Genomic DNA, 18,877 nt, shown 5'->3' with positions numbered 1-18,877 from the left:
TGCTGTAAGACAGCAATATACGAAAAGCCCAGATAGCTCAGTTGGTAGAGCAGAGGACTGAAAATCCTCGTGTCGCTGGTTCGATTCCGGCTCTGGGCATTTTTTTATAACCAAAATGTCTTTGTGTAGAAGACAAATATCTTTGGTATAAAGAATGATAAAGCAGAAAGGAAGGATGGAAACGATGTATTCATTGGAAGAAATCAGAAACACAGACCCTGAAATTGCAGATTGTATCTGCAAAGAGGTAGAGCGTCAGAATTCGCATATTGAGCTGATTGCCTCAGAAAACTGGGTGAGTAAAGCCGTGATGGCTGCTATGGGAAGCCCTCTCACCAACAAATATGCAGAAGGCTATCCGGGAAAGCGGTATTATGGAGGCTGTGAGTGTGTAGATGAGATAGAGCAGCTTGCCATGGAAAGAGCAAAAGAACTGTTTGGGTGCGAGTATGTCAATGTGCAGCCCCATTCCGGTGCACAGGCCAATATGGCAGTTTTCTTTGCTATGCTGAAACCAGGTGACACGGTGATGGGGATGAATCTGGCTCACGGCGGTCATCTTTCCCATGGAAGTCCGGCCAATTTTTCCGGTGCATATTTTAACATTGTTCCTTATGGAGTTAACGAAGAGGGTGTCATTGATTATGAAGAGGTACGAAAAATTGCCATGGAAGCAAAGCCGAAGATGATTGTTGCAGGGGCAAGCGCTTACTGCAGAATCATTGACTTCAAGAAATTCCGGGAAATCGCAGACGAGGTTGGCGCTTATCTTATGGTAGATATTGCTCATATTGCCGGTCTGGTGGCAGCAGGTCTGCATCCGAGTCCCATTCCCTATGCCCATGTGACCACTACGACTACGCACAAAACGCTGCGGGGACCAAGAGGCGGTATGATTATGAGCAGCAATGAGGTGGCAAAGCAGTTTAATTTCAATAAAGCAGTGTTTCCTGGTATTCAGGGAGGCCCCCTGATGCATGTCATTGCCGCGAAAGCCGTTTGTTTTAAAGAAGCTCTGCAGCCAGAGTACAAAGAATATCAGCAGGGAATTGTGAAGAATGCAAAGGCGCTGTGTGAGGGACTTTTAAAGAGAGGTATTCAGATTGTGTCCGGCAAGACAGAAAATCATCTCATGCTGGTGGATTTAAGAGGAACAGGCGTTACAGGAAAAGAGATGGAACATCTTTTAGATGAGGCGAATATTACCTGCAACAAAAATGCCATTCCCAATGACCCGGAGTCTCCTTTCGTAACCAGCGGTGTCCGTCTGGGCACCGCAGCCGTAACCTCAAGAGGTATGAACGAAGAGGATATGGATAAGATTGCAGAAGCTATTGCCATTATGGTAAAAGACAGAAGCCGTAAAGAGGAAGCAAAGAAAATCGTAAAAGAACTGACCGATAAATATCCATTGAATGCATAAAACCAATTGTGTGTGAAGTTTTGAAAACGGTCTTTGCAAAGCATGCTCAGTGGTTGGTCAGTTTGATTTTGTGAAAAGCGTCCTGCGCCGCAACGGCTCCGTCATTGGCAGCGGTTACCACCTGCCGCAGCACTTTTTGGCATACATCGCCGGCCCCGTAAAGCAGGGGAACGGAAGTTTCCATAGATTCATCGACCAGCATATAGCCCTGTTCATCCAGCACTCCCAGAGGTTTTAAGAAATCAGTTACCGGGTCTGCACCAATATAAGGAAAAATACCGGAAACAGGCAATATTTTTTCTTCCTGGGAAGAGATATCTGCAATTTTCAGACCGCTGACTTTTCCGTTTTCTGAAAGAACCTCTTTAGGAACAGCCTTTTGGATAATTTCAATTTTTGCATTTTCTTTTGCGGCATCTACGGCGATTTTGTCTGCTCGAAAGACGTCTCTGCGCATGATAAGATAGACTTTAGAAGCAAACTGTGTCAGATAAACCGCTTCTTCAAGGGCTGAGTTTCCGCCGCCGATGACAGCTACTTCCCGGTCACGGAAGAAAGCGCCGTCACAGACAGCACAGTAGGAAACACCGCGTCCGATATGTTCCTGTTCGCCGGGAATGTTCATGAGGCGTTCTTTCGTTCCCGTAGCCACAAGGACTGCCGGGGCTGCGAAAATAGTTCCGTCTTCGCAGACTACTTGTTTTTTTTCACCGTCCGTGATGGAAACCACTTTTCCGTATTCGTATACAGCTCCGAAGCTGGTGGAATGTGTGAACATATCCATGGCAAGCTGAGAGCCGGGTTCCTGCAGGATGCCGGGCCAGTTGCTGATTTCATTGGTTTTCAGCAGCTTGCCTCCCGGCGCACCGCTCTCTAAAAGAGCGGTTTTCAGTCCTGCCCGGGAAGCGTAGACGGCGGCGGTCATGCCTGCCGGTCCCGCCCCGATGATGATGAAATCGTATTCTTTTGTCATAGTCATTCGCCTTTCTCTTTTTTATAAAGCCTTTAATTTCTGCTCCAGAACGGGTTTCGGGAGAAAACCGATAGCGGAATCCTTCACTTCTCCGTCCTTTAAGAAAAACAGTGACGGTACGGTTGTGACATTCCAGGTTCTGGTAAGCTCCGGATTTTCGTCGATGTCTACTTTCACAATTTTATAGTCTGTCTGCTCTTCCTGAAGCTGTTCCAGTACCTGTCCCAGCATTTTGCAAGGGCCGCACCAGGTTGCAAAAAAATCTAAGAGCACCGGTTTTTCGGATTTTAGTACTTCTTTTTCAAATTCCTGTTCGTTTATGTGTAAAATTGCCATAATCTTAATCTCCTTTATGATTTATTTTTAAATTTGTGTTTGTTTTCTATGTTTGCAGTATAAAATAAATATTGATGTTAGTCTGTGACAAAGTCACACTTTTATGTAAAAGAAAATCATCGATTTTAGTGAAAAAACATTTACGAAGACCGTGGAAATTGATATAATGAAGAGAATCTAATGTTTAAGTCAGAGAAACTCTGTAATTGCCGACAGGTTTTCAGCAAAAGAGGAGAGTTTATGAAAGAAATAGAAGAGTTGTCCGGGCTTTTGGACCGGGAAGGAATCCAAAACCTGGGAAAAGAGCTGGGACATGCCATACAGAAGAAATTAGAAAAAAGCGGAATTTATTTTCGGATTTTTGCCAGAGTAAAGGAGGCGGGTTCTGTCTGGCACAAGCTGGAGTGGAAGAAGCAGGAGTATCTGGAACGGGATAAGAAGCTGCAGGATATCGCGGGAATTCGGATTGTGCTGTATTATATGGACGATATTCCCATCTGTAAGGAACTGTTGAAAAGCACCTATTCTGTCATCGAAAAGGACTCCCACGAAGACATTCCAAAGGTAAATGAATTTAATCCCCTGCGTATGAACTATGTGTGCCATATGCCGGAAGAATTTGTAAAGCGATTCCCGGAGGAGCTTTTTACCAATTACCGCATTGACAAGACCTTTGAAGTGCAGATTCGCACCACCTTTTCCGAGGGTTGGCATGAGGTAGACCATGACGTGCGGTATAAGCACAAGGAAGAGTGGGCGCAGCACTATGAATTTTCCAGAGAACTGAATGGAATTTATGCTACGCTGGAGGTATGTGACCGGAGTATGGTGAATCTTCTGGAGCGTTTGGCTTATCAGAATTATAAAAACAGGCAGATAGAAGCCATGATACGGAATAAGTACCGCCTGCGTTTTGAGAATCCAAGGATTTCGGTGCCACTGCTGGAATTTCTTCAGAAGGATACGGAACTGGTGAAGCGAATCTACCGTTCTCCAAGGGAAATTCCCATGCGTTTCTTTGCCAGCAGTCTGTCCGAGGGGATTCCCCTGACGGTGGACAATCTGGTGCTTGTGTGCAATGAATTGTGCCTGGGACAAAAAGACCTCGAAGACCGCACTCCCATGCTCATACGGGAAAGAACAGGACAATGGCAGGAAAAGCAAAAAATTTCTATTAATATGAAGAAATCTGTTGACACAGAGTTCTACTTATAATATAATAAATCAATGTGACGTGGATTGGAAATGCCTAGCCAAAAGCCCCGGTATGGTATGTTCAAAGGCGTCCGGTTTAATTGATTTATGATGATGAAAATATTCTATATTGTTGATAATAGGAGGTAAAACCATGAACACTTATATGGCTAATCCGGATAAGATTGAAAGAAAATGGTATGTTGTTGATGCTGATGGACAGACATTAGGACGTCTTGCATCTGAAATTGCTAAAGTTTTAAGAGGAAAAAACAAACCTGTTTTCACACCTCACGTTGACACAGGTGATTATGTAATCGTAGTAAACGCTGAGAAAGTAAAAGTTACAGGCAAGAAGATGGATCAGAAGATTTACTACAACCACTCTGAATATGTTGGCGGTATGAAAGAAACAACATTAAAAGAGATGATGGATAAAAAACCTGAAAAAGTTATTGAGCTTGCTGTTAAAGGTATGCTTCCAAAAGGACCATTAGGAAGATCCATGATTAAAAAATTACATGTATACGCTGGACCAGAGCACAAAAATGCAGCTCAGAAACCAGAAGTATTAACATTTTAATAGGAGGTAAATCACAGTGGCTAGTACAAAATTCTATGGAACAGGAAGAAGAAAATCATCTGTAGCTCGTGTATACTTAGTACCAGGTACAGGTAAAATCACAATCAACAAAAGAGATATTGATGAATATTTTGGATTAGAAACATTAAAAGTTGTTGTTCGTCAGCCATTAACACTGACAGAAACAGCTGACAAATTCGATGTTTTAGTAAACGTTCATGGTGGTGGATTCACAGGACAGGCTGGTGCAATTCGTCATGGTATCTCCAGAGCATTACTGGAAGCTGACAGCGAATACAGACCTGCTTTAAAAGCAGCTGGATTCTTAACTCGTGACCCACGTATGAAAGAAAGAAAGAAATACGGTCTCAAGGCAGCTCGTCGCGCGCCTCAGTTCAGCAAGAGATAATCTGCTGTTCAAACCGTATCAAAATGGTTCAAAAACCCCGGAAAATCAAGGTCTTCCGGGGTTTTACTATATCTAAAAGGGCTGATATAGTTTGACTAAATTTGGCTAAACGAGAGCCATTTTCACCCAATTTTTAGTGGTCCGCAAGTGGTTAACCGGCCAAAAAGAGGGCAAAAAGAGGGGCGAGTGGTTCCCAAAGTGGTTAACCGAGAGCCGATTTTTGGGGGGTTTTGGGGGGCGCTTTTCAGCCCTATTTCCCCTCGTTTTTGGCTGTGGCAGTTTGGCATAGTTTGACCTAATTTGAATAATTGAATATGAATTTGATACAGCACTCAGTATAATGACTGGGTGCTTTTTTCGTTTCAGGAATTAGCATTCCGGCGATAGAAAGAGCCGTCACTTCATTTTTCATTTTGGAGTGGCGGCTTTTTCTATTTTCAGAAGCAACAGCAACAATCAGAAATGAGGTGAAGTCAATGAACACGCAAATCATCGCCATCTCCAATCAGAAGGGCGGCGTTGGCAAAACCACCACCTGTGCCAATCTTGGAATCGGTTTGGCACAGGCCGGAAAGAAAGTCCTGCTGATCGACGGAGACCCACAAGGGAGCCTAACCATCAGCCTGGGCAATCCCCAACCGGACAAGCTGCCCTTTACGCTGTCGGACGCTATGGGGCGTATCCTGATGGATGAGCCGCTTCGTCCCGGTGAGGGTATCCTGCACCACCCGGAGGGTGTAGACCTGATGCCTGCGGACATCCAGTTATCCGGTATGGAAGTATCTCTGGTAAATGCCATGAGCCGTGAGACTATCTTGCGGCAATATCTGGACACGCTGAAGGGGCAATACTCCCATATCCTCATGAAATCTATCACTGGTGCTATTTTACTTTCTCTTGAAAATGGGATATACTAATAACTATGAAAATATATTCTGCCACTGAGTGTGGACAGTTTTTAGATAAGGAGGACGTGTATGAAAAATCAATTAACGCCAAGCAGTTCCATGATTCTGGAAATTCGAGAGTTGCTGGAAAATTCCAGAAAAAATGTTGCCCAACAGGTTAATACGCAGCTACTGACAACCTACTGGAATATTGGACGGATTATTGTGGAATATGAACAGCAAAACCAGGTTCGTGCAGATTATGGAAAGTAAACCTTAAAGGAACTTTCTAAAGAGCTGACACAGGAATTTGGAAAAGGTTTTTCACGATCCAATCTGCAAAATATGCGGGCATTTTATCTTGCTTATGAAAAATGCCAGACGGTGTCTGGCAAATTATCTTGGTCCCATTACTGTGAGCTTTTAAGCATTTCCGATGATAACAAGCGTAGCTTTTATGAAAAAGAGGCTGTCAATTCCGGCTGGTCAGTCCGGGAATTAAAACGACAGATTGGCAGTTCGTTGTATGAACGACTGCTTTTATCTGATGGAGATGCCAACAAGGAAAAGGTTCTTTCGCTGGCACAGAATGGAATTGAAATCAGACAGCCATCTGACATTATCCGTGACCCCTATGTGTTTGAATTTTTGGGTGTGCCTGAAAATAAGCCCATGTTAGAAAGCGATTTGGAAAAAGCGCTTGTCGCACAAATTGAAAAATTTCTTTTGGAGCTTGGGCGCGGTTTTATGTTTGTTGGAACTCAGCAGCGTGTGACTTTGAACAATACCCACTACTATGTAGACATGGTATTTTATAACAAAATTCTTCGTGCTTATGTGCTAATCGAACTGAAAACAAAAAAGCTCACACCAGAAGCCGCAGGTCAACTTAATATGTACTTAAACTACTATGCTGCGGAAGTCAATGATCCAGATGATAACCCTCCTATCGGCATTATCCTCTGTACGGAAAAAGACAGTATTGCGGCAGAATATGCTTTGGGTGGCTTGTCAAACAACATCTTTGCATCCCGTTATGTTCTCTATATGCCCAATAAGGAGCAGTTGATTGCTCAGGTGGAAGCTGTTTTGAAAAGCTGGAACGAAAAGAAAGACAACGACCATGAATGATAAAGAACTGATTGGGAAAGTACATTCATCTGTTTATCACCAATGCCAGCAGCGCGGCTATGCAGCTCCAGTGGATGTGTTGATGGAAATTGGCGTTCTGCCAAAACAAAAATATGAGGACTGGCGGTTCGGGCGGGTAGATTACCTGGAACGGGTCTGTACCGTCAATCTGCGCAAGCTCTCGTTTATTATGCACCAGATGCGGGTGTATGCACAGAAAACCGGCTTAAAGCCATCATTCTGCTATTACAAACAGTGGGGCGTAAAAAAGAAAAATGGTCAGGGTCACAAGCCGGTGATTCCGCTGCGATTCAGCAAAATCGGAAATCCTGAAATTGAAAAATGGTACGCCACTCATTTTGTGGATACCAAACGGATTGTAGCTCTAAAAGCACAACAGAATATTGAAATTTCAGATTGATCAAAGGACAGCTCTCACACAGCTGTTCTTTTCTTTTGGGGAAAGGAGGTATGACTTATGGCAACCACAAGAATCATGCCGCTTCATGTCGGCAAAGGCCGCACAGAAAGTCGGGCAATCAGTGACATCATCGACTATGTGGCCAACCCACAAAAAACAGATAACGGCAGGCTTATCACCGGTTATGCGTGTGACAGCCGAACTGCTGATGCAGAGTTTCTTCTGGCAAAGCGGCAGTATATTGCCGCTACCGGACGAGTGCGCGGTGCTGGCTGGGAAAAAGCAGCATACCTCACGAAAGAAAATGGTCGCACATACAGAGCCGCCGAAGGTCAACTTGCTGGTGGATATTCAGGCAAAATTGCAGGCAGGAAAAAGTGCTGGTTATGCTCGTTGGGCCAAAGTTTTCAATCTGAAGCAAATGGCGCAGACCATGAATTACCTGTCGGAGCATAACTTGCTGGAGTACGCGGTTTTGGAAGAAAAGGCTGCGGCTGCTACGGTACATCACAATGAGGTTTCAGCGCAGATCAAAGCTGCTGAAAAAAGCATGGCAGAGATTGCCGTTTTGCGTACCCATATCGTAAATTATACCAAGACCTGTGAGGTTTATGTGGCATACCGCAAGGCAGGCTACTCTAAGAAATTCCGGGAGGAACATGAGGAAAAAATTCTGCTCCACCAGGCTGCCAAGAATGCCTTTGATAAGATGGGCGTCAAGAAACTGCCCAAGGTCAAAGAGTTGCAGACGGAGTATGCGAAATTGCTGGAAGAAAAGAAAAAAATCTATGCCGAGTACCGGCGTTCCCGCGAGGAAATGCGGGAGCTTTTAACGGCAAAGGCCAATGTGGCTCGGGTACGGAAAATGGAGGTAGAACAGGATGTTGAAAAAGACCACGGTCAGCTGGTCCTGTTCAAAAGCGTTCGCAGAACGCGCAGCCACAGAATGAAATTCTGTGTTCAAAGGGGCTTGTAGGCGCTGCCCCTTTTTACCCGAAAATGAAAGGAGCCAGTGAGGAAACAGTCAAATTTCACTCACCTTAAGTATATTCTATCGTGCCGATTTGCACAAAGGAATAACCTTATTATGCCGGTTGATAGGATTGATTATGCTGATTTTTTGAGGATGATATTTCTACACACTTGTATTGTTCGAGAAAGGGAACTATAATACATCCTGTGGAGGTGCGAAATGGATTATATGACATTGAAAGAGGCCGCCGAAAAATGGGGCGTGACATCTCGTAGGGTAAATTATTATTGCTCTGGTGGGCGTATCCCCGGCGCTGTGAAGATGGCTGGCGTCTGGCTGATTCCTAAAACTGCGGAGAAGCCGATTGATGGTCGGACAAAACAAGGAAAGGAGCAAAAGCATGAGTAACATATTACTTCTTGAAGATGATCTGAGCCTGATTAACGGGCTTTCTTTTGCGTTCAAAAAACAGGGATTTGAATTAGTTGTTGCCAGAACTCTCAAAGAAGCAGATAGTTTGTGGACGGATGGAAAATACGATTTGCTGGTGCTTGATGTATCCCTGCCAGATGGCACCGGATTTGAATTTTGCAAAAAAGTGCGGCAAGTTTCCAAAGTTCCCATCATTTTTTTGACAGCGGCAGATGAAGAAATGAACATTATCATGGGATTGGACATTGGCGGAGATGATTATATTACAAAACCGTTTAAGCTGGGAGTGTTAGTATCCAGAGTAAATGCGCTGCTTCGTCGGGCAAAAGATTTCAGCTCCGCAGATACACAGCTGGAATCCAACGGAATGAAAGTGCTTTTGCTGCAAGGGCAGGTGTTTAAGAATGAAAAGCTATTGGATTTGACTGCCGCAGAATATAAGCTGCTATGTCTGTTTATGAGAAACCCGAACATGGTACTTACCAAAGAACAAATTTTAGATAAGCTATGGGACTGTGATGGGAATTATATTGACAGCAGTACCCTTACCGTATATATGAGGCGGCTGCGTATAAAGATCGAGGATAATCCGAGTGAACCGCAAATGCTCCTGACAGTTCGGGGAATGGGGTACAAATGGAATGTGACCCGGTGAGGTGGCCTATGAAAATATTTGCAAACAAAGAAATCAAAAAATTGTCTTTTGCAGTATCCGTTATTTGGGTAGCCTCCCTTCTGTTGACACAAGGGTTCTTATGGTTGTTCTATCAGCGGTTTTCTTTGTTCCTATTGCTAGTTTTCGTATTGGCAGGAGGAGCGATATTGGCGGTGGGTTGTTCTTATTTCAAAAAGCAAAATCAAGTCATGGAACAGGCAGTATCACAGATTCATGCGTATCTTGACGGCAATCACAATGCCCGTATTGAATGTGATGATGAGGGCGAACTATATCGGTTGTTTCATACCGTTAATTCTCTGGCGGCTGTCTTAAATGCTCACGCAGATAACGAACTCCGGGAAAAGGAGTTTTTGAAAAATACAATCTCGGATATTTCCCACCAACTGAAAACACCGCTGGCTGCTTTGAATATTTATAATGGTCTGCTTCAGGACGGGGATATGGAATTGAGTGCGGTAAAAGAATTTGCTGATTTATCCGAACAGGAACTTGACCGCATTGAAACGCTGGTGCAAAACCTGCTCAAGATTACAAAACTGGATGCCGGTGCCATTGTGTTGGAAAAGACCACAGAGAATGTGGCGGATATGATGCGGGATATTGAACTGCATTTTGCATATAGAGCCAGACAGGAAAAGAAGAAAATCATTCTGTCTGGCTCGGATCATCTTTCTCTTTTCTGTGATCGTGATTGGCTGTCTGAGGCAATCGACAATATTGTGAAAAATGCGTTTGACCATACGGAAAGTGGTGCTGTCATTGGCATTACATGGAAGGCGTTGCCATCAGGTGTTCAAATTGTGGTAAAGGACAATGGATGTGGCATCCACCCGGAAGATATACACCATATTTTCAAACGGTTTTATCGCAGCCGTTTTTCAAAAGATACACAGGGTATCGGTCTGGGCCTTCCACTTGCGAAAGCAGTAATTGAAGCACATGGAGGAGCAATCGAGGTAGACAGTGAGTTGGGCAGAGGGACAAGTTTCACGATAAATTTTCTGATTCCTACAAAATTGTAGGCTGATTGTAGGGTTACAGTAATATTTCAGTGCTATTCTTTCAATCGCAGACAGGAAAGGAAGCCTACCTGTCTGCATCGCAAGAACATAAGAAAGAGGTGTTTGCACTATGAATTTATTAGAGGTCAAGAATATTTGTAAGATCTATGGCAGCGGTGAAACCGCTGTAAAGGCGCTGAGAGATGTCAGCTTTTCTGTTCCCAAAGGAGAATATGTGGCAATCGTTGGAGAATCCGGCTCCGGTAAAAGCACACTGCTGAATATGATCGGTGCTTTGGATCTGCCGACTTCGGGAAAGGTGCTAATTGATGGCAAGGACATTTTTTCCATGAATGACCGAAAACTGACGGTATTCCGCCGCAGGAATATCGGCTTTATCTTCCAGGCGTTTAATCTGATTCCGGAGCTGACGGTGGAACAGAATATGATTTTTCCGCTGTTGCTGGATTATCAAAAGCCGGACAAGAGAGATTTGGAGGAACTGCTGACGGTTTTGAATTTGAAAGATCGTCGTAATCATTTACCCAGTCAGCTTTCCGGCGGTCAACAACAGAGAGTGGCGATTGGCCGCGCATTGATTACCCGTCCTTCTCTGATTCTGGCAGATGAGCCAACAGGAAATTTGGATTCACAAAACAGCAGTGAGGTCATAGCATTGCTCAAAGAAACATCAAAAAGATACGAGCAGACCATCATTATGATTACCCACAACCGCAGTATTGCGCAAACGGCAGACCGGGTATTACAGGTATCGGATGGCACTTTGACTGATTTTGGGAGGTGCCGTGAATGAAAAGCTATCTTAGTCTCATTCCGATTTCTGCAAAGGTACGCAAGCGGCAAAATCGTATGACTGTCTTGTGTATTATCATTTCGGTGTTTCTTGTCACAGCTATTTTCAGTGTTGCTGACATGATGATACGAACAGAAAGCGATTTTATGATAAGTAATCACGGAAACTGGCACATTGCAATAAAAAATATTTCACAGAACAATGCGAATGAAATCAGTAATCGTTCAGATGTTACAGCAGTTGGTGTAGCCTCTCAATTTAATTTTGAAGGAGAACAACCGTACCGAGTCAACGAAAAACGAACTGTTTTGTATGGCACCGATGAAGTCTATATTACTCAGATTTCAAATGGAATTGTAGAAGGAACATTTCCGGCGAACGATGAGGAAGTTATGCTTACACCTAATTCTGTAACTGCTTTAGGAGTACAGCTTGGGGATAGCGTAACCTTGCATACCCCTGCTGGAGATCGGACATTTACAATCTCCGGCTTTGGTACAGATGATGAAAGCTATTATAGCAATCAGACTTACTTGATAGGCTCTTATCTGACGCAAAGTGCATTTACTTCTGTTATGGCACAAAACGGAGTAACAAACAATGAGTTGACCTATTATGTGCAGTTTGAAAGTGCAGCGAAAGCGGCAAATGCAATAACAGAACTACAGACACAGTATCAATTATCCGATGGGAGTATTTCTGAAAATACCGGCGTTATGGGCATGGCTGGGCAAAGCAACAATACAGCGATGCAGAGTATGTACGGATTGGCAGCAATTCTATTTGCTTTAGTGTTGCTGGCAGGAATATTGATGATTTCTGGCAGTATGAATAGCATCATTGCGCAACGAACTCAATTTTTTGGAATGTTGCGTTGCATTGGTGCAAGTCGTCAACAAATTATCCGTTTTGTCTGTTTGGAGGCATTGAACTGGTGTAAAACCGCGGTACCTATTGGAGTGGTTTTTGGAACAATAATTAGTTGGATTATTTGTGCCACACTTCATTATGGAATTGGTGGAGAATTTTCTACAACGCCAGTCTTTCAGATCAGCCCTGTTGGACTTATCAGTGGCGTAGTTGTTGGAGTGGTAACAGTATTTTTAGCAGCACAATCCCCAGCAAAGCGGGCTGCTAAAGTTTCACCCATATCTGCGGTTTCTGGCAATGTAGGTAATAAATCTTCTGTTAAACACGCTATCAAGTTTAGCCTAGGAAAAATTGATAATTCACTTGGCATACATCATGCGGTTGAAAAAAAGAAAAACTGGTTTCTGATGACGGCTTCCTTTGCACTGACTATTATATTGGTTTTTTCTTTTTCTGTAATTTTAGATTTTGCAAAGCAACTTGTTCCATCGTTAAGTGTCACATCAGCCGATATATCATTATCCAGTTATGCAAATAAAATGGATATTGAGCGCAGCTTGGTCGATGAAATCAAAAAAATAGATGGGGTTGCAAATGCTTATGGAAGTAGCTATGTAGAAAACATTCCTGCAACATCTTCAAGGGCAGGAATAGACCATATCAATATTGTTTCTTATGATGATACACTTCTGGATTACTCAAAAGGTAGTATTGCGCAGGGAGCATTAGATGCAGTTTACGGGGACAGTAATAAAGTGGCAACCGTATTTAATAGAAACAATTCCTTGCGCATCGGTGATACCATCCAGTTTGCAGGTGAAGAAGTCGAGATTACCTGCGCTCTGTCACAAGGGCTATTCGGAGATGATTTGATTATTATTTGTTCGCAGGAAACATTTGACCGTATCATGGGCGATACAAAGTATGGTCTTATTGGAATTCAGTTAGATTCAAACGCAACTGAAGAAACGATAGCAGAAATTAGAAGCCTTGAAAACGATGATATTATCATTACAGATCAGCGTGAAGGCAATAGACAAAATAATGCTACCTATTGGGCTGCACGAATTGTTTGTTATGGTTTTTTAGCTATTATCGGAGTTATCTCGCTGTTTAATATCGTCAATAGCATCTCTATGAGTGTATCTGCGCGGATTAAGCAGTATGGTGCAATGCGAGCTGTTGGTATGGATAATAGGCAGCTTAAACGAATGATTTCTGCGGAAGCGTACACCTATGCAATTTCTGGTTTGATGGTTGGATGTGGCATTGGACTTCCTCTTAGCCGATTTTTATATAATCGCCTAATTACACATTATTTTGGAATTGAGTGGAGATTTCCTATCCTATGGTTTGGAATTGTCGTTGCCTTTATCTTTATATCTGCTATTGTGTCTGTCTATGCTCCTGCAAAGAGAATTCGCAATATGCCAATTACTGCAACCATCAATGAATTATAGTTTTATGTTTTAATCTGCCGCACGACGGCAAAAGAAAAAAAGCCGTCGTAAAGCAGAAACCCGACGACCCTCATGCAATCAGCAGGGGCGGCATTTTAGGAGGATGCTATATCGGCATTATCAAGCCTTGTAAACCAGTATAATCATAGGTTTTCTTGTCGCGCCAGTATCCCTTTGTGGGGAGCTGGAGTTTTTGCTTGCCGTTTTTTAGATAGACGAGCGGTTTGTTACCGCTGCCGTTCCCCGCCTTCGTTTGGTTCACCCGTCAACTGCCCGTGAATCGAAATGGAGGTACATAATGAAGAAAGTCAATCTTAGGGACTTATATCCCGATGTTTATAAAACCGATTACTTTGTAGAAGTAACAGAAGATGTGTTGGAGACAATCCGAGCCTCTGAGCGTGCGGAAGCTGCTTATGACCGGAGGATGTATCGCTATAAGGCGTACTACTCCCTGGATTGCGACAATGGCATTGAAAATGCAATCTTGCTGAAGCCCGCAACGCCGGAAATGCTTCTGGAGGAAAAGCAGCTGTGGGAGCAGATCTATGCCCGGTATTACTTAGGTATGCGCGTGAGCGAGATCGCCGCAGCAGAGAGTGTAGATCCAAGCCGTGTCTGTGACAGTATCCGGCGCGAGGACTGCACGGGGGCTTAAAGATACTTCTTCACGGCCGCCTAAAGACTTGGGGGGAACCCTGCGGCGCACAAGTAAAACGACGCTGCGGAGTTATGACAACCGCGCTAGCGTATTCATGTGATTTTGAAAGCACGATGATAACCTTGACAGATTGGAGGGAATATGGTCTATGGAAAAACTCATTACACGAAAAGAAGCTGCTGAAATCTTAGGAATCAGCATCGCAACGCTGGATGCCGCCCGTAACAACGGCTTGATTTCTTATGTGCAGTATGTTCAGAATGACTGTGTGTATTTTACTGCGGCAGGTCTCCAGGAGTATATCGCAAAATGTACGCACAGGGCAAAGCCTGCTGAGAGAAGCGAAAGAAAACTCCATATCAGATTATGTGATTGCTGACAGTAAAGGAGAACCGTTAGCTGCTTCACAATTTCAAAGGGTATGGCAGTATGTAGTTGTCCGATCCACTAAGCCACGGAATTACTATAAGTATGTAAATGGGGAGAGTATCAAATATACGGTTACTCCAACGCTGGGCATGACCCAGAAGAATCAACCCAAAATCAAATATACTCTGGACTTTGATGTGATACCACATCAGCTACGGCACACTTACATCACCAATCTTCTCTATGCAGGAGTGGACCCTAAGACGGTTCAGTACCTTGCAGGACGTGAAAACAGTAAAACAACTATGGACATCTACGCAAAGGTAAAGTACAATAAACCTGAAGAACTTTTTGGTGTAGTGAATCAGGCGTTTATACATGATAAATAATATATTTGAAATGCCAGTTTGGCCTATCAAGTTTTAAACAGGAATTGTCGCACACAGTATCTCGGTATGGATATGAGGGATGGATATGGATAAATTAATAGAAGTGGATGCTCAATATAGAGAGTGGATTTCCGAAGTGAGTAAACGCTTTCATCAAAGCCAGATTAAGGCTGCGGTGAAAGTGAATGATGAGATGCTTCGATTTTACTGGCAGTTAGGAAAAGAACTTCATGATAGAAAAGATACGTTCTCTTATGGACAGAGCTTTTACAAAACAATCAGTCGTGATCTGCGTAGGGAACTGCCGGATGTAAAGTCATTTTCGGAGACAAACTTACGATATATGCAGAAATTTGCAGAACTATATAGCGAAGTTTCAAATTTTCCCCAACTTGGGGAAGATTTCAGAAACGAAGAAATTGAGCCGCTTTTTGCAATTCCGTGGGGACATCATAAGATTATTATTGATAAGTGTAATGGAAATCCGAAAAAAGCAGTGTTCTTTGTAAATCAAGTGATTCAAAATAATTGGTCGCGCGCCGTATTGCTGAATTTTTTAGATACAGATCTTTATGAGCGGCAGGGAAAGGCAATCACAAATTTTAATCTGACACTTCCGGCCATACAGAGCGATTTGGCACAGGAAATCACAAAAGACCCATATAAGTTTGATTTCATTACCTTGACCCAAAGCTATAACGAAAAGGAACTGAAGGATGCACTGATGGATAATATTCAGAAGTTTCTTTTGGAACTGGGTAATGGATTTGCTTTTGTGGGACGGGAATATCGAATTGAAATTGGTTCAACAGAGAACTTCATTGATATGTTGTTTTACCATATTCGCCTACATTGCTATGTAGTAGTTGAGGTAAAGGTCACGGAATTTGAATCATCCTATGCTGGCCAGCTGGGAACCTATGTAGTGGCGGTTAATCATCAGCTAAAAACAGAGAAAGATGAACCGACGCTTGGCTTGTTAGTGTGTAAATCCAAGGATGATATAAAAGCACAGTACGCACTGGAAGCAAGCAGTCAGCCTCTGGGCGTGTCAGCATATGAATTGTCAAAACTGATACCGGAGAATTTTAAAGGTTCGTTGCCTTCGATTGATGAGATTGAAAGTGAACTGCGGAAAGATACGGAAGGCTGACAATAAAGGTGCCTAGCTATTCATAAAGAATCGGAACAATTTTGGTGGTTCGCACACCGGATAACTGAGAAGCAGAAAGCCGGAAAAGCCCGGAATGTCAAGGAAAAACAGCTCAAAAACTCGCGCAATACGGTCTCAAGGCAGCTTGTCGTGCGCTTCAGTTCAGCAAACGATAATCATACGTTTCAGAATGTACAATTTCAAAAAGAATTTCAACCTCTCAGGATTTCGGTCTTGGGAGGTTTTTTGTATGTATTTTAAACAAAGATAGTGGTATAATCTATATAGTTCTAGCTTGTTATTATTGCAACAGATTTTCTTGGGTGCAGGAAAATCATTAAATGAACAATATGAATTTGTGTCCGCATTGCTGACACAAATTAGTTGGACGAATCATTTGACAATTATGTCAAAAGCAAAAACTGTAGAAGAAAAACATTTTTATCTAACTCTTTGCATAAAAGAATCCTATTCTGACAGATCTGATAAAAGGATTGAAAGATAATCCATTTTTAGATTCGTACATCATAGAATTTCTTGAATAGGAAAGAACTGTAATAAGTGATTGGAGGGAAAGTTATGGGTACTCAAACAAAAGGCTTTTGCAAATATTGTGGAAAAGAATATACAAGAAGCGGAATACTACGTCATTTGGAAGCGTGTAAAGAACGAAAAAGTAAACTAGCAATGGAAACATATAAGAGAAAATGCAGATATTTTCAAATTGTCATTTCTGGTAAATATGCGAAAGCATATTGGTTAATTGTCGAAGTAAGTGAGAATACTACATTAAAGGAACTGGATCAGTTTATCCGTGATATTTGGGTGGAATGCTGTGGTCATCTCAGCGCTTTTACAATTCATGGGACGCAATATGAGAGCTGCCCGGTTACAGACAGATTTTGGGGAGAGCCATCTAAAAATATGAATTACCGATTAAAAGATGTTGTGAATGTTGGAGATTCTATTTCTTACGAATATGATTTTGGTTCAACAACGGAATTGATGCTGAGCATACATAGCTGTCGTGAGGGAGAGAAAAAGAAGAGAGAAATTATAATATTATCTCGAAATAATCCGCCGAAAATTCTTTGCAGCAATTGTGAACAAAATGAGGCAAAGTGGGTTAATCCTGAAGGGTATTGTGAAGGTGTACCTTTTTGGTGTGATAAATGCTTAGGTGCAGAAAATGAGGGTGAAGAGGAAGAGGGTTGCGATCGGCAATTTTTGGTACCGATTTGTAATTCTCCCAGAATGGGTGTATGTGGATATGCAGGAAGTGATAGATATCCAGATTTATTCGAGCCGGATAAACGGTAAATGAGCGGAGATGAATTGATTGTGGGTCGTGTAATGAATGTTTTGGGGATTCCACATGTGATATACCAATTGATACATACACAAATTATTCTAGATGGCTAGGAAGATTGAACAGATGTAGTCGTTGAGGTGTTCTGAGAATGAGAAGTCCTGCGTTTGTAACGTGTTTGCAACACCCTCTCTCTAAACGTTAATTTCAGTTCAGCAAGAGATAATCTGCTGTTCAAACCGTATCAAAATGGTTCAAAAGGCCCGGGAAATCAACGTTTGTCGGTTATAAGGAAGTATATTTTTCAATTTGGCGGTAGAGCCCCATTCAAGGGCTATGCCGTCTTTTCCTGTTTATTGGCTCTTTCTTTGATTTTGGTTTTGTACAGAGAGCCAAAATCTGTTCAGATACCGCTGAAGGTGCAGAATCTTCGCTGCCACTTTTCAGCAGATAAATCAGATTTCCCTCGTATTCTTTATCATCCAAACCAAAGGAAATATAATCGGATGGCTCAAAAAAGCTTCCATTACGCCGTCTGCCTTGGAAATACAAGGGTGTAAATCATCTAAACGGTAATCATACGTTTTTGGAATTACAATTTCAGAAAAGAATTTCAACCTTTCAGGACTTCGGTCTTGGAGAATTTTTTTATCAAATATTGACTGAGTGGTCAATATTTGATATCATCCATTTATAGACTATGTGGTCTATAAAAGGTTTCTTAGCGGATTTGCAGGGGAAATCGAGAAGGGAAAATAGGAGGCAGAGACATGCGAAAAGAAGAAAAGACAAAGCTTACTTATGAGAGAATTTTGTCAGCAGCAATGGAAGAATTTGGAACGAAGAGCTATGACAGCGCTTCCCTGACAACACTCTGTAATGAAAAACGAATTTCAAAGGGACTGGTATATCATAATTTTAAAAATAAGGACGAACTGTATTTAAAGTGTGTGGAAGAGTGTTTTAAGGAAATGACCGCATACTTTCAGAGTAAGGAATACAAGGCAGAGCATGTACAGAAAAGTCTGCATAACCTTTTTCAAATGCGGCAGCAGTTTTTTAAGGAAAATCCGTATCATTGCAATCTCTTTTTTTATACGGTTTTGCAGCCTCCAAAGCATTTGCGGGAGGAAATACACACACTTCGGCAGCCATATGATGAATTTTATGTAAACTGCTTTCGGGAATTGTTGCAGCAGCTGCAGCTGCGTGACGGGATAACCATAGAAGCAGCTATGGAATATTTCATGATTTTTCTGGAAATGTATAATGGATATTTTCAAAGCAAGTCCGGAGAAAAAGAGGATATTCCTGCTTTGATAGAAGACCATGAAGTAAATCTTTCTAAAATTTTAGATATTATGTTATATGGTGTCGCAAAAAGCGAATAATATTATGAAAAAACATGGA

18 protein-coding genes, 1 tRNA gene and 4 pseudogenes are annotated in these 18,877 nt (G+C 42.4%); 21 read left to right on the top strand and 2 right to left on the bottom strand.

What is annotated here, in order from left to right:
- The first annotated feature begins 26 nt into the window (after nt 1-26).
- Nucleotides 27-99, top strand: a tRNA-Phe gene (locus WBS51_RS05045).
- 85 nt (nt 100-184) lie between these two features.
- Entirely contained in the window at nt 185-1,423 is a 1,239-nt protein-coding gene (gene glyA / locus WBS51_RS05040) for a serine hydroxymethyltransferase (RefSeq protein WP_173748323.1), read from the top strand.
- A gap of 46 nt (nt 1,424-1,469) precedes the next feature.
- Here glyA and trxB read toward each other — a convergent pair whose 3' ends face one another.
- Nucleotides 1,470-2,402, bottom strand: a complete 933-nt coding sequence (gene trxB / locus WBS51_RS05035) for a thioredoxin-disulfide reductase (protein WP_226853496.1) — start codon at nt 2,400-2,402, stop codon at nt 1,470-1,472.
- Nucleotides 2,403-2,417: 15 nt separating this feature from the next.
- The gene (gene trxA, locus WBS51_RS05030) at nt 2,418-2,732 is read right to left on the bottom strand and encodes a thioredoxin (RefSeq protein WP_173748325.1); all 315 of its coding nucleotides are present in this window, start codon (nt 2,730-2,732) and stop codon (nt 2,418-2,420) included.
- A gap of 240 nt (nt 2,733-2,972) precedes the next feature.
- On the opposite strand from trxA, the gene WBS51_RS05025 reads away from it, so the two are divergent.
- The 19 genes and pseudogenes from WBS51_RS05025 (at nt 2,973) to WBS51_RS04935 (ending at nt 18,858) form a co-directional block, all read left to right on the top strand.
- Nucleotides 2,973-3,947, top strand: a complete 975-nt coding sequence (locus WBS51_RS05025; protein ID WP_173748327.1) for a GTP pyrophosphokinase — start codon at nt 2,973-2,975, stop codon at nt 3,945-3,947.
- A 133-nt stretch (nt 3,948-4,080) separates the two neighbouring features.
- A complete protein-coding gene (rplM, locus tag WBS51_RS05020) occupies nt 4,081-4,509 on the top strand; it encodes a 50S ribosomal protein L13 (protein ID WP_173748329.1) in 429 nt (142 codons plus the stop codon).
- Between the two features lie 16 nt (nt 4,510-4,525).
- A complete protein-coding gene (gene rpsI, locus WBS51_RS05015; RefSeq protein WP_173748331.1) occupies nt 4,526-4,918 on the top strand; it encodes a 30S ribosomal protein S9 in 393 nt (130 codons plus the stop codon).
- Nucleotides 4,919-5,394: 476 nt separating this feature from the next.
- Nucleotides 5,395-5,784 (top strand): annotated as a pseudogene (locus WBS51_RS05010) (ParA family protein); the annotation flags it as partial.
- 111 nt (nt 5,785-5,895) lie between these two features.
- Nucleotides 5,896-6,936: pseudogene (locus tag WBS51_RS05005) on the top strand (PDDEXK nuclease domain-containing protein).
- Nucleotides 6,929-7,357, top strand: a complete 429-nt coding sequence (locus WBS51_RS05000) for a hypothetical protein (protein WP_173748368.1) — start codon at nt 6,929-6,931, stop codon at nt 7,355-7,357. Before WBS51_RS05005 ends, WBS51_RS05000 begins: the two are co-directional and overlap by 8 nt.
- Nucleotides 7,358-7,414: 57 nt before the next feature.
- Nucleotides 7,415-8,264, top strand: a pseudogene (locus WBS51_RS04995) (hypothetical protein); the annotation flags it as partial.
- A 285-nt stretch (nt 8,265-8,549) separates the two neighbouring features.
- Nucleotides 8,550-8,738 (top strand): helix-turn-helix domain-containing protein, encoded by a 189-nt coding sequence (locus tag WBS51_RS04990; protein ID WP_173748370.1) that lies wholly within the window; start codon nt 8,550-8,552, stop codon nt 8,736-8,738.
- A complete protein-coding gene (locus tag WBS51_RS04985; RefSeq protein WP_173748372.1) occupies nt 8,731-9,417 on the top strand; it encodes a response regulator transcription factor in 687 nt (228 codons plus the stop codon). Before WBS51_RS04990 ends, WBS51_RS04985 begins: the two co-directional genes overlap by 8 nt.
- 8 nt (nt 9,418-9,425) lie before the next feature.
- Complete coding sequence (locus WBS51_RS04980; RefSeq protein ID WP_173748374.1) at nt 9,426-10,463, top strand: sensor histidine kinase; 1,038 nt, start codon at nt 9,426-9,428, stop codon at nt 10,461-10,463.
- A gap of 109 nt (nt 10,464-10,572) precedes the next feature.
- On the top strand, nt 10,573-11,256 hold the full coding sequence (locus WBS51_RS04975; protein ID WP_173748376.1) for an ABC transporter ATP-binding protein: 684 nt from the start codon (nt 10,573-10,575) through the stop codon (nt 11,254-11,256).
- The gene (locus WBS51_RS04970; RefSeq protein WP_294462997.1) at nt 11,253-13,586 is read left to right on the top strand and encodes an ABC transporter permease; all 2,334 of its coding nucleotides are present in this window, start codon (nt 11,253-11,255) and stop codon (nt 13,584-13,586) included. Before WBS51_RS04975 ends, WBS51_RS04970 begins: the two co-directional genes overlap by 4 nt.
- Nucleotides 13,587-13,884: 298 nt before the next feature.
- A complete protein-coding gene (locus WBS51_RS04965) occupies nt 13,885-14,244 on the top strand; it encodes a sigma-70 family RNA polymerase sigma factor (RefSeq protein WP_173748380.1) in 360 nt (119 codons plus the stop codon).
- A 151-nt stretch (nt 14,245-14,395) separates the two neighbouring features.
- Nucleotides 14,396-14,626 (top strand): MerR family transcriptional regulator, encoded by a 231-nt coding sequence (locus WBS51_RS04960; protein ID WP_173748382.1) that lies wholly within the window; start codon nt 14,396-14,398, stop codon nt 14,624-14,626.
- Nucleotides 14,580-15,005, top strand: a pseudogene (locus WBS51_RS04955) (tyrosine-type recombinase/integrase); the annotation flags it as partial. The gene WBS51_RS04960 and the pseudogene WBS51_RS04955, both read left to right, overlap by 47 nt.
- 79 nt (nt 15,006-15,084) lie before the next feature.
- A complete protein-coding gene (locus WBS51_RS04950; protein WP_173748384.1) occupies nt 15,085-16,158 on the top strand; it encodes a PDDEXK nuclease domain-containing protein in 1,074 nt (357 codons plus the stop codon).
- Between the two features lie 358 nt (nt 16,159-16,516).
- Nucleotides 16,517-16,663: a DUF1016 N-terminal domain-containing protein gene (locus tag WBS51_RS04945; RefSeq protein ID WP_226853509.1), complete on the top strand. Its 147-nt coding sequence runs from the start codon at nt 16,517-16,519 to the stop codon at nt 16,661-16,663.
- Nucleotides 16,664-16,737: 74 nt separating this feature from the next.
- Nucleotides 16,738-17,478, top strand: a complete 741-nt coding sequence (locus tag WBS51_RS04940; RefSeq protein ID WP_294462991.1) for an IS1096 element passenger TnpR family protein — start codon at nt 16,738-16,740, stop codon at nt 17,476-17,478.
- A gap of 759 nt (nt 17,479-18,237) precedes the next feature.
- A complete protein-coding gene (locus tag WBS51_RS04935) occupies nt 18,238-18,858 on the top strand; it encodes a TetR/AcrR family transcriptional regulator (protein ID WP_173748388.1) in 621 nt (206 codons plus the stop codon).
- Nucleotides 18,859-18,877: the final 19 nt, after the last annotated feature.

This window comes from Blautia acetica (genome assembly GCF_038739805.1).
In the GTDB taxonomy this organism is placed as follows: Bacteria; Bacillota; Clostridia; order Lachnospirales; family Lachnospiraceae; genus Blautia.
This window is presented reverse-complemented; position numbering and strand designations above follow the sequence as displayed.

What these genes read in the sequence shown, in the direction of transcription:
- trxA (WP_173748325.1), bottom strand. Translation starts at nt 2,732, where the DNA reads ATGGCAATTTTACACATAAACGAACAGGAATTTGAAAAAGAAGTACTA.
- WBS51_RS04940 (WP_294462991.1), top strand. Translation starts at nt 16,738, where the DNA reads ATGGGTACTCAAACAAAAGGCTTTTGCAAATATTGTGGAAAAGAATAT.
- WBS51_RS05025 (WP_173748327.1), top strand. Translation starts at nt 2,973, where the DNA reads ATGAAAGAAATAGAAGAGTTGTCCGGGCTTTTGGACCGGGAAGGAATC.
- trxB (WP_226853496.1), bottom strand. Translation starts at nt 2,402, where the DNA reads ATGACTATGACAAAAGAATACGATTTCATCATCATCGGGGCGGGACCG.
- WBS51_RS05000 (WP_173748368.1), top strand. Translation starts at nt 6,929, where the DNA reads ATGAATGATAAAGAACTGATTGGGAAAGTACATTCATCTGTTTATCAC.
- WBS51_RS04950 (WP_173748384.1), top strand. Translation starts at nt 15,085, where the DNA reads ATGGATATGGATAAATTAATAGAAGTGGATGCTCAATATAGAGAGTGG.
- glyA (WP_173748323.1), top strand. Translation starts at nt 185, where the DNA reads ATGTATTCATTGGAAGAAATCAGAAACACAGACCCTGAAATTGCAGAT.
- WBS51_RS04965 (WP_173748380.1), top strand. Translation starts at nt 13,885, where the DNA reads ATGAAGAAAGTCAATCTTAGGGACTTATATCCCGATGTTTATAAAACC.
- WBS51_RS04975 (WP_173748376.1), top strand. Translation starts at nt 10,573, where the DNA reads ATGAATTTATTAGAGGTCAAGAATATTTGTAAGATCTATGGCAGCGGT.
- WBS51_RS04985 (WP_173748372.1), top strand. Translation starts at nt 8,731, where the DNA reads ATGAGTAACATATTACTTCTTGAAGATGATCTGAGCCTGATTAACGGG.
- WBS51_RS04960 (WP_173748382.1), top strand. Translation starts at nt 14,396, where the DNA reads ATGGAAAAACTCATTACACGAAAAGAAGCTGCTGAAATCTTAGGAATC.
- rplM (WP_173748329.1), top strand. Translation starts at nt 4,081, where the DNA reads ATGAACACTTATATGGCTAATCCGGATAAGATTGAAAGAAAATGGTAT.
- WBS51_RS04980 (WP_173748374.1), top strand. Translation starts at nt 9,426, where the DNA reads ATGAAAATATTTGCAAACAAAGAAATCAAAAAATTGTCTTTTGCAGTA.
- WBS51_RS04990 (WP_173748370.1), top strand. Translation starts at nt 8,550, where the DNA reads ATGGATTATATGACATTGAAAGAGGCCGCCGAAAAATGGGGCGTGACA.
- WBS51_RS04935 (WP_173748388.1), top strand. Translation starts at nt 18,238, where the DNA reads ATGCGAAAAGAAGAAAAGACAAAGCTTACTTATGAGAGAATTTTGTCA.
- WBS51_RS04970 (WP_294462997.1), top strand. Translation starts at nt 11,253, where the DNA reads ATGAAAAGCTATCTTAGTCTCATTCCGATTTCTGCAAAGGTACGCAAG.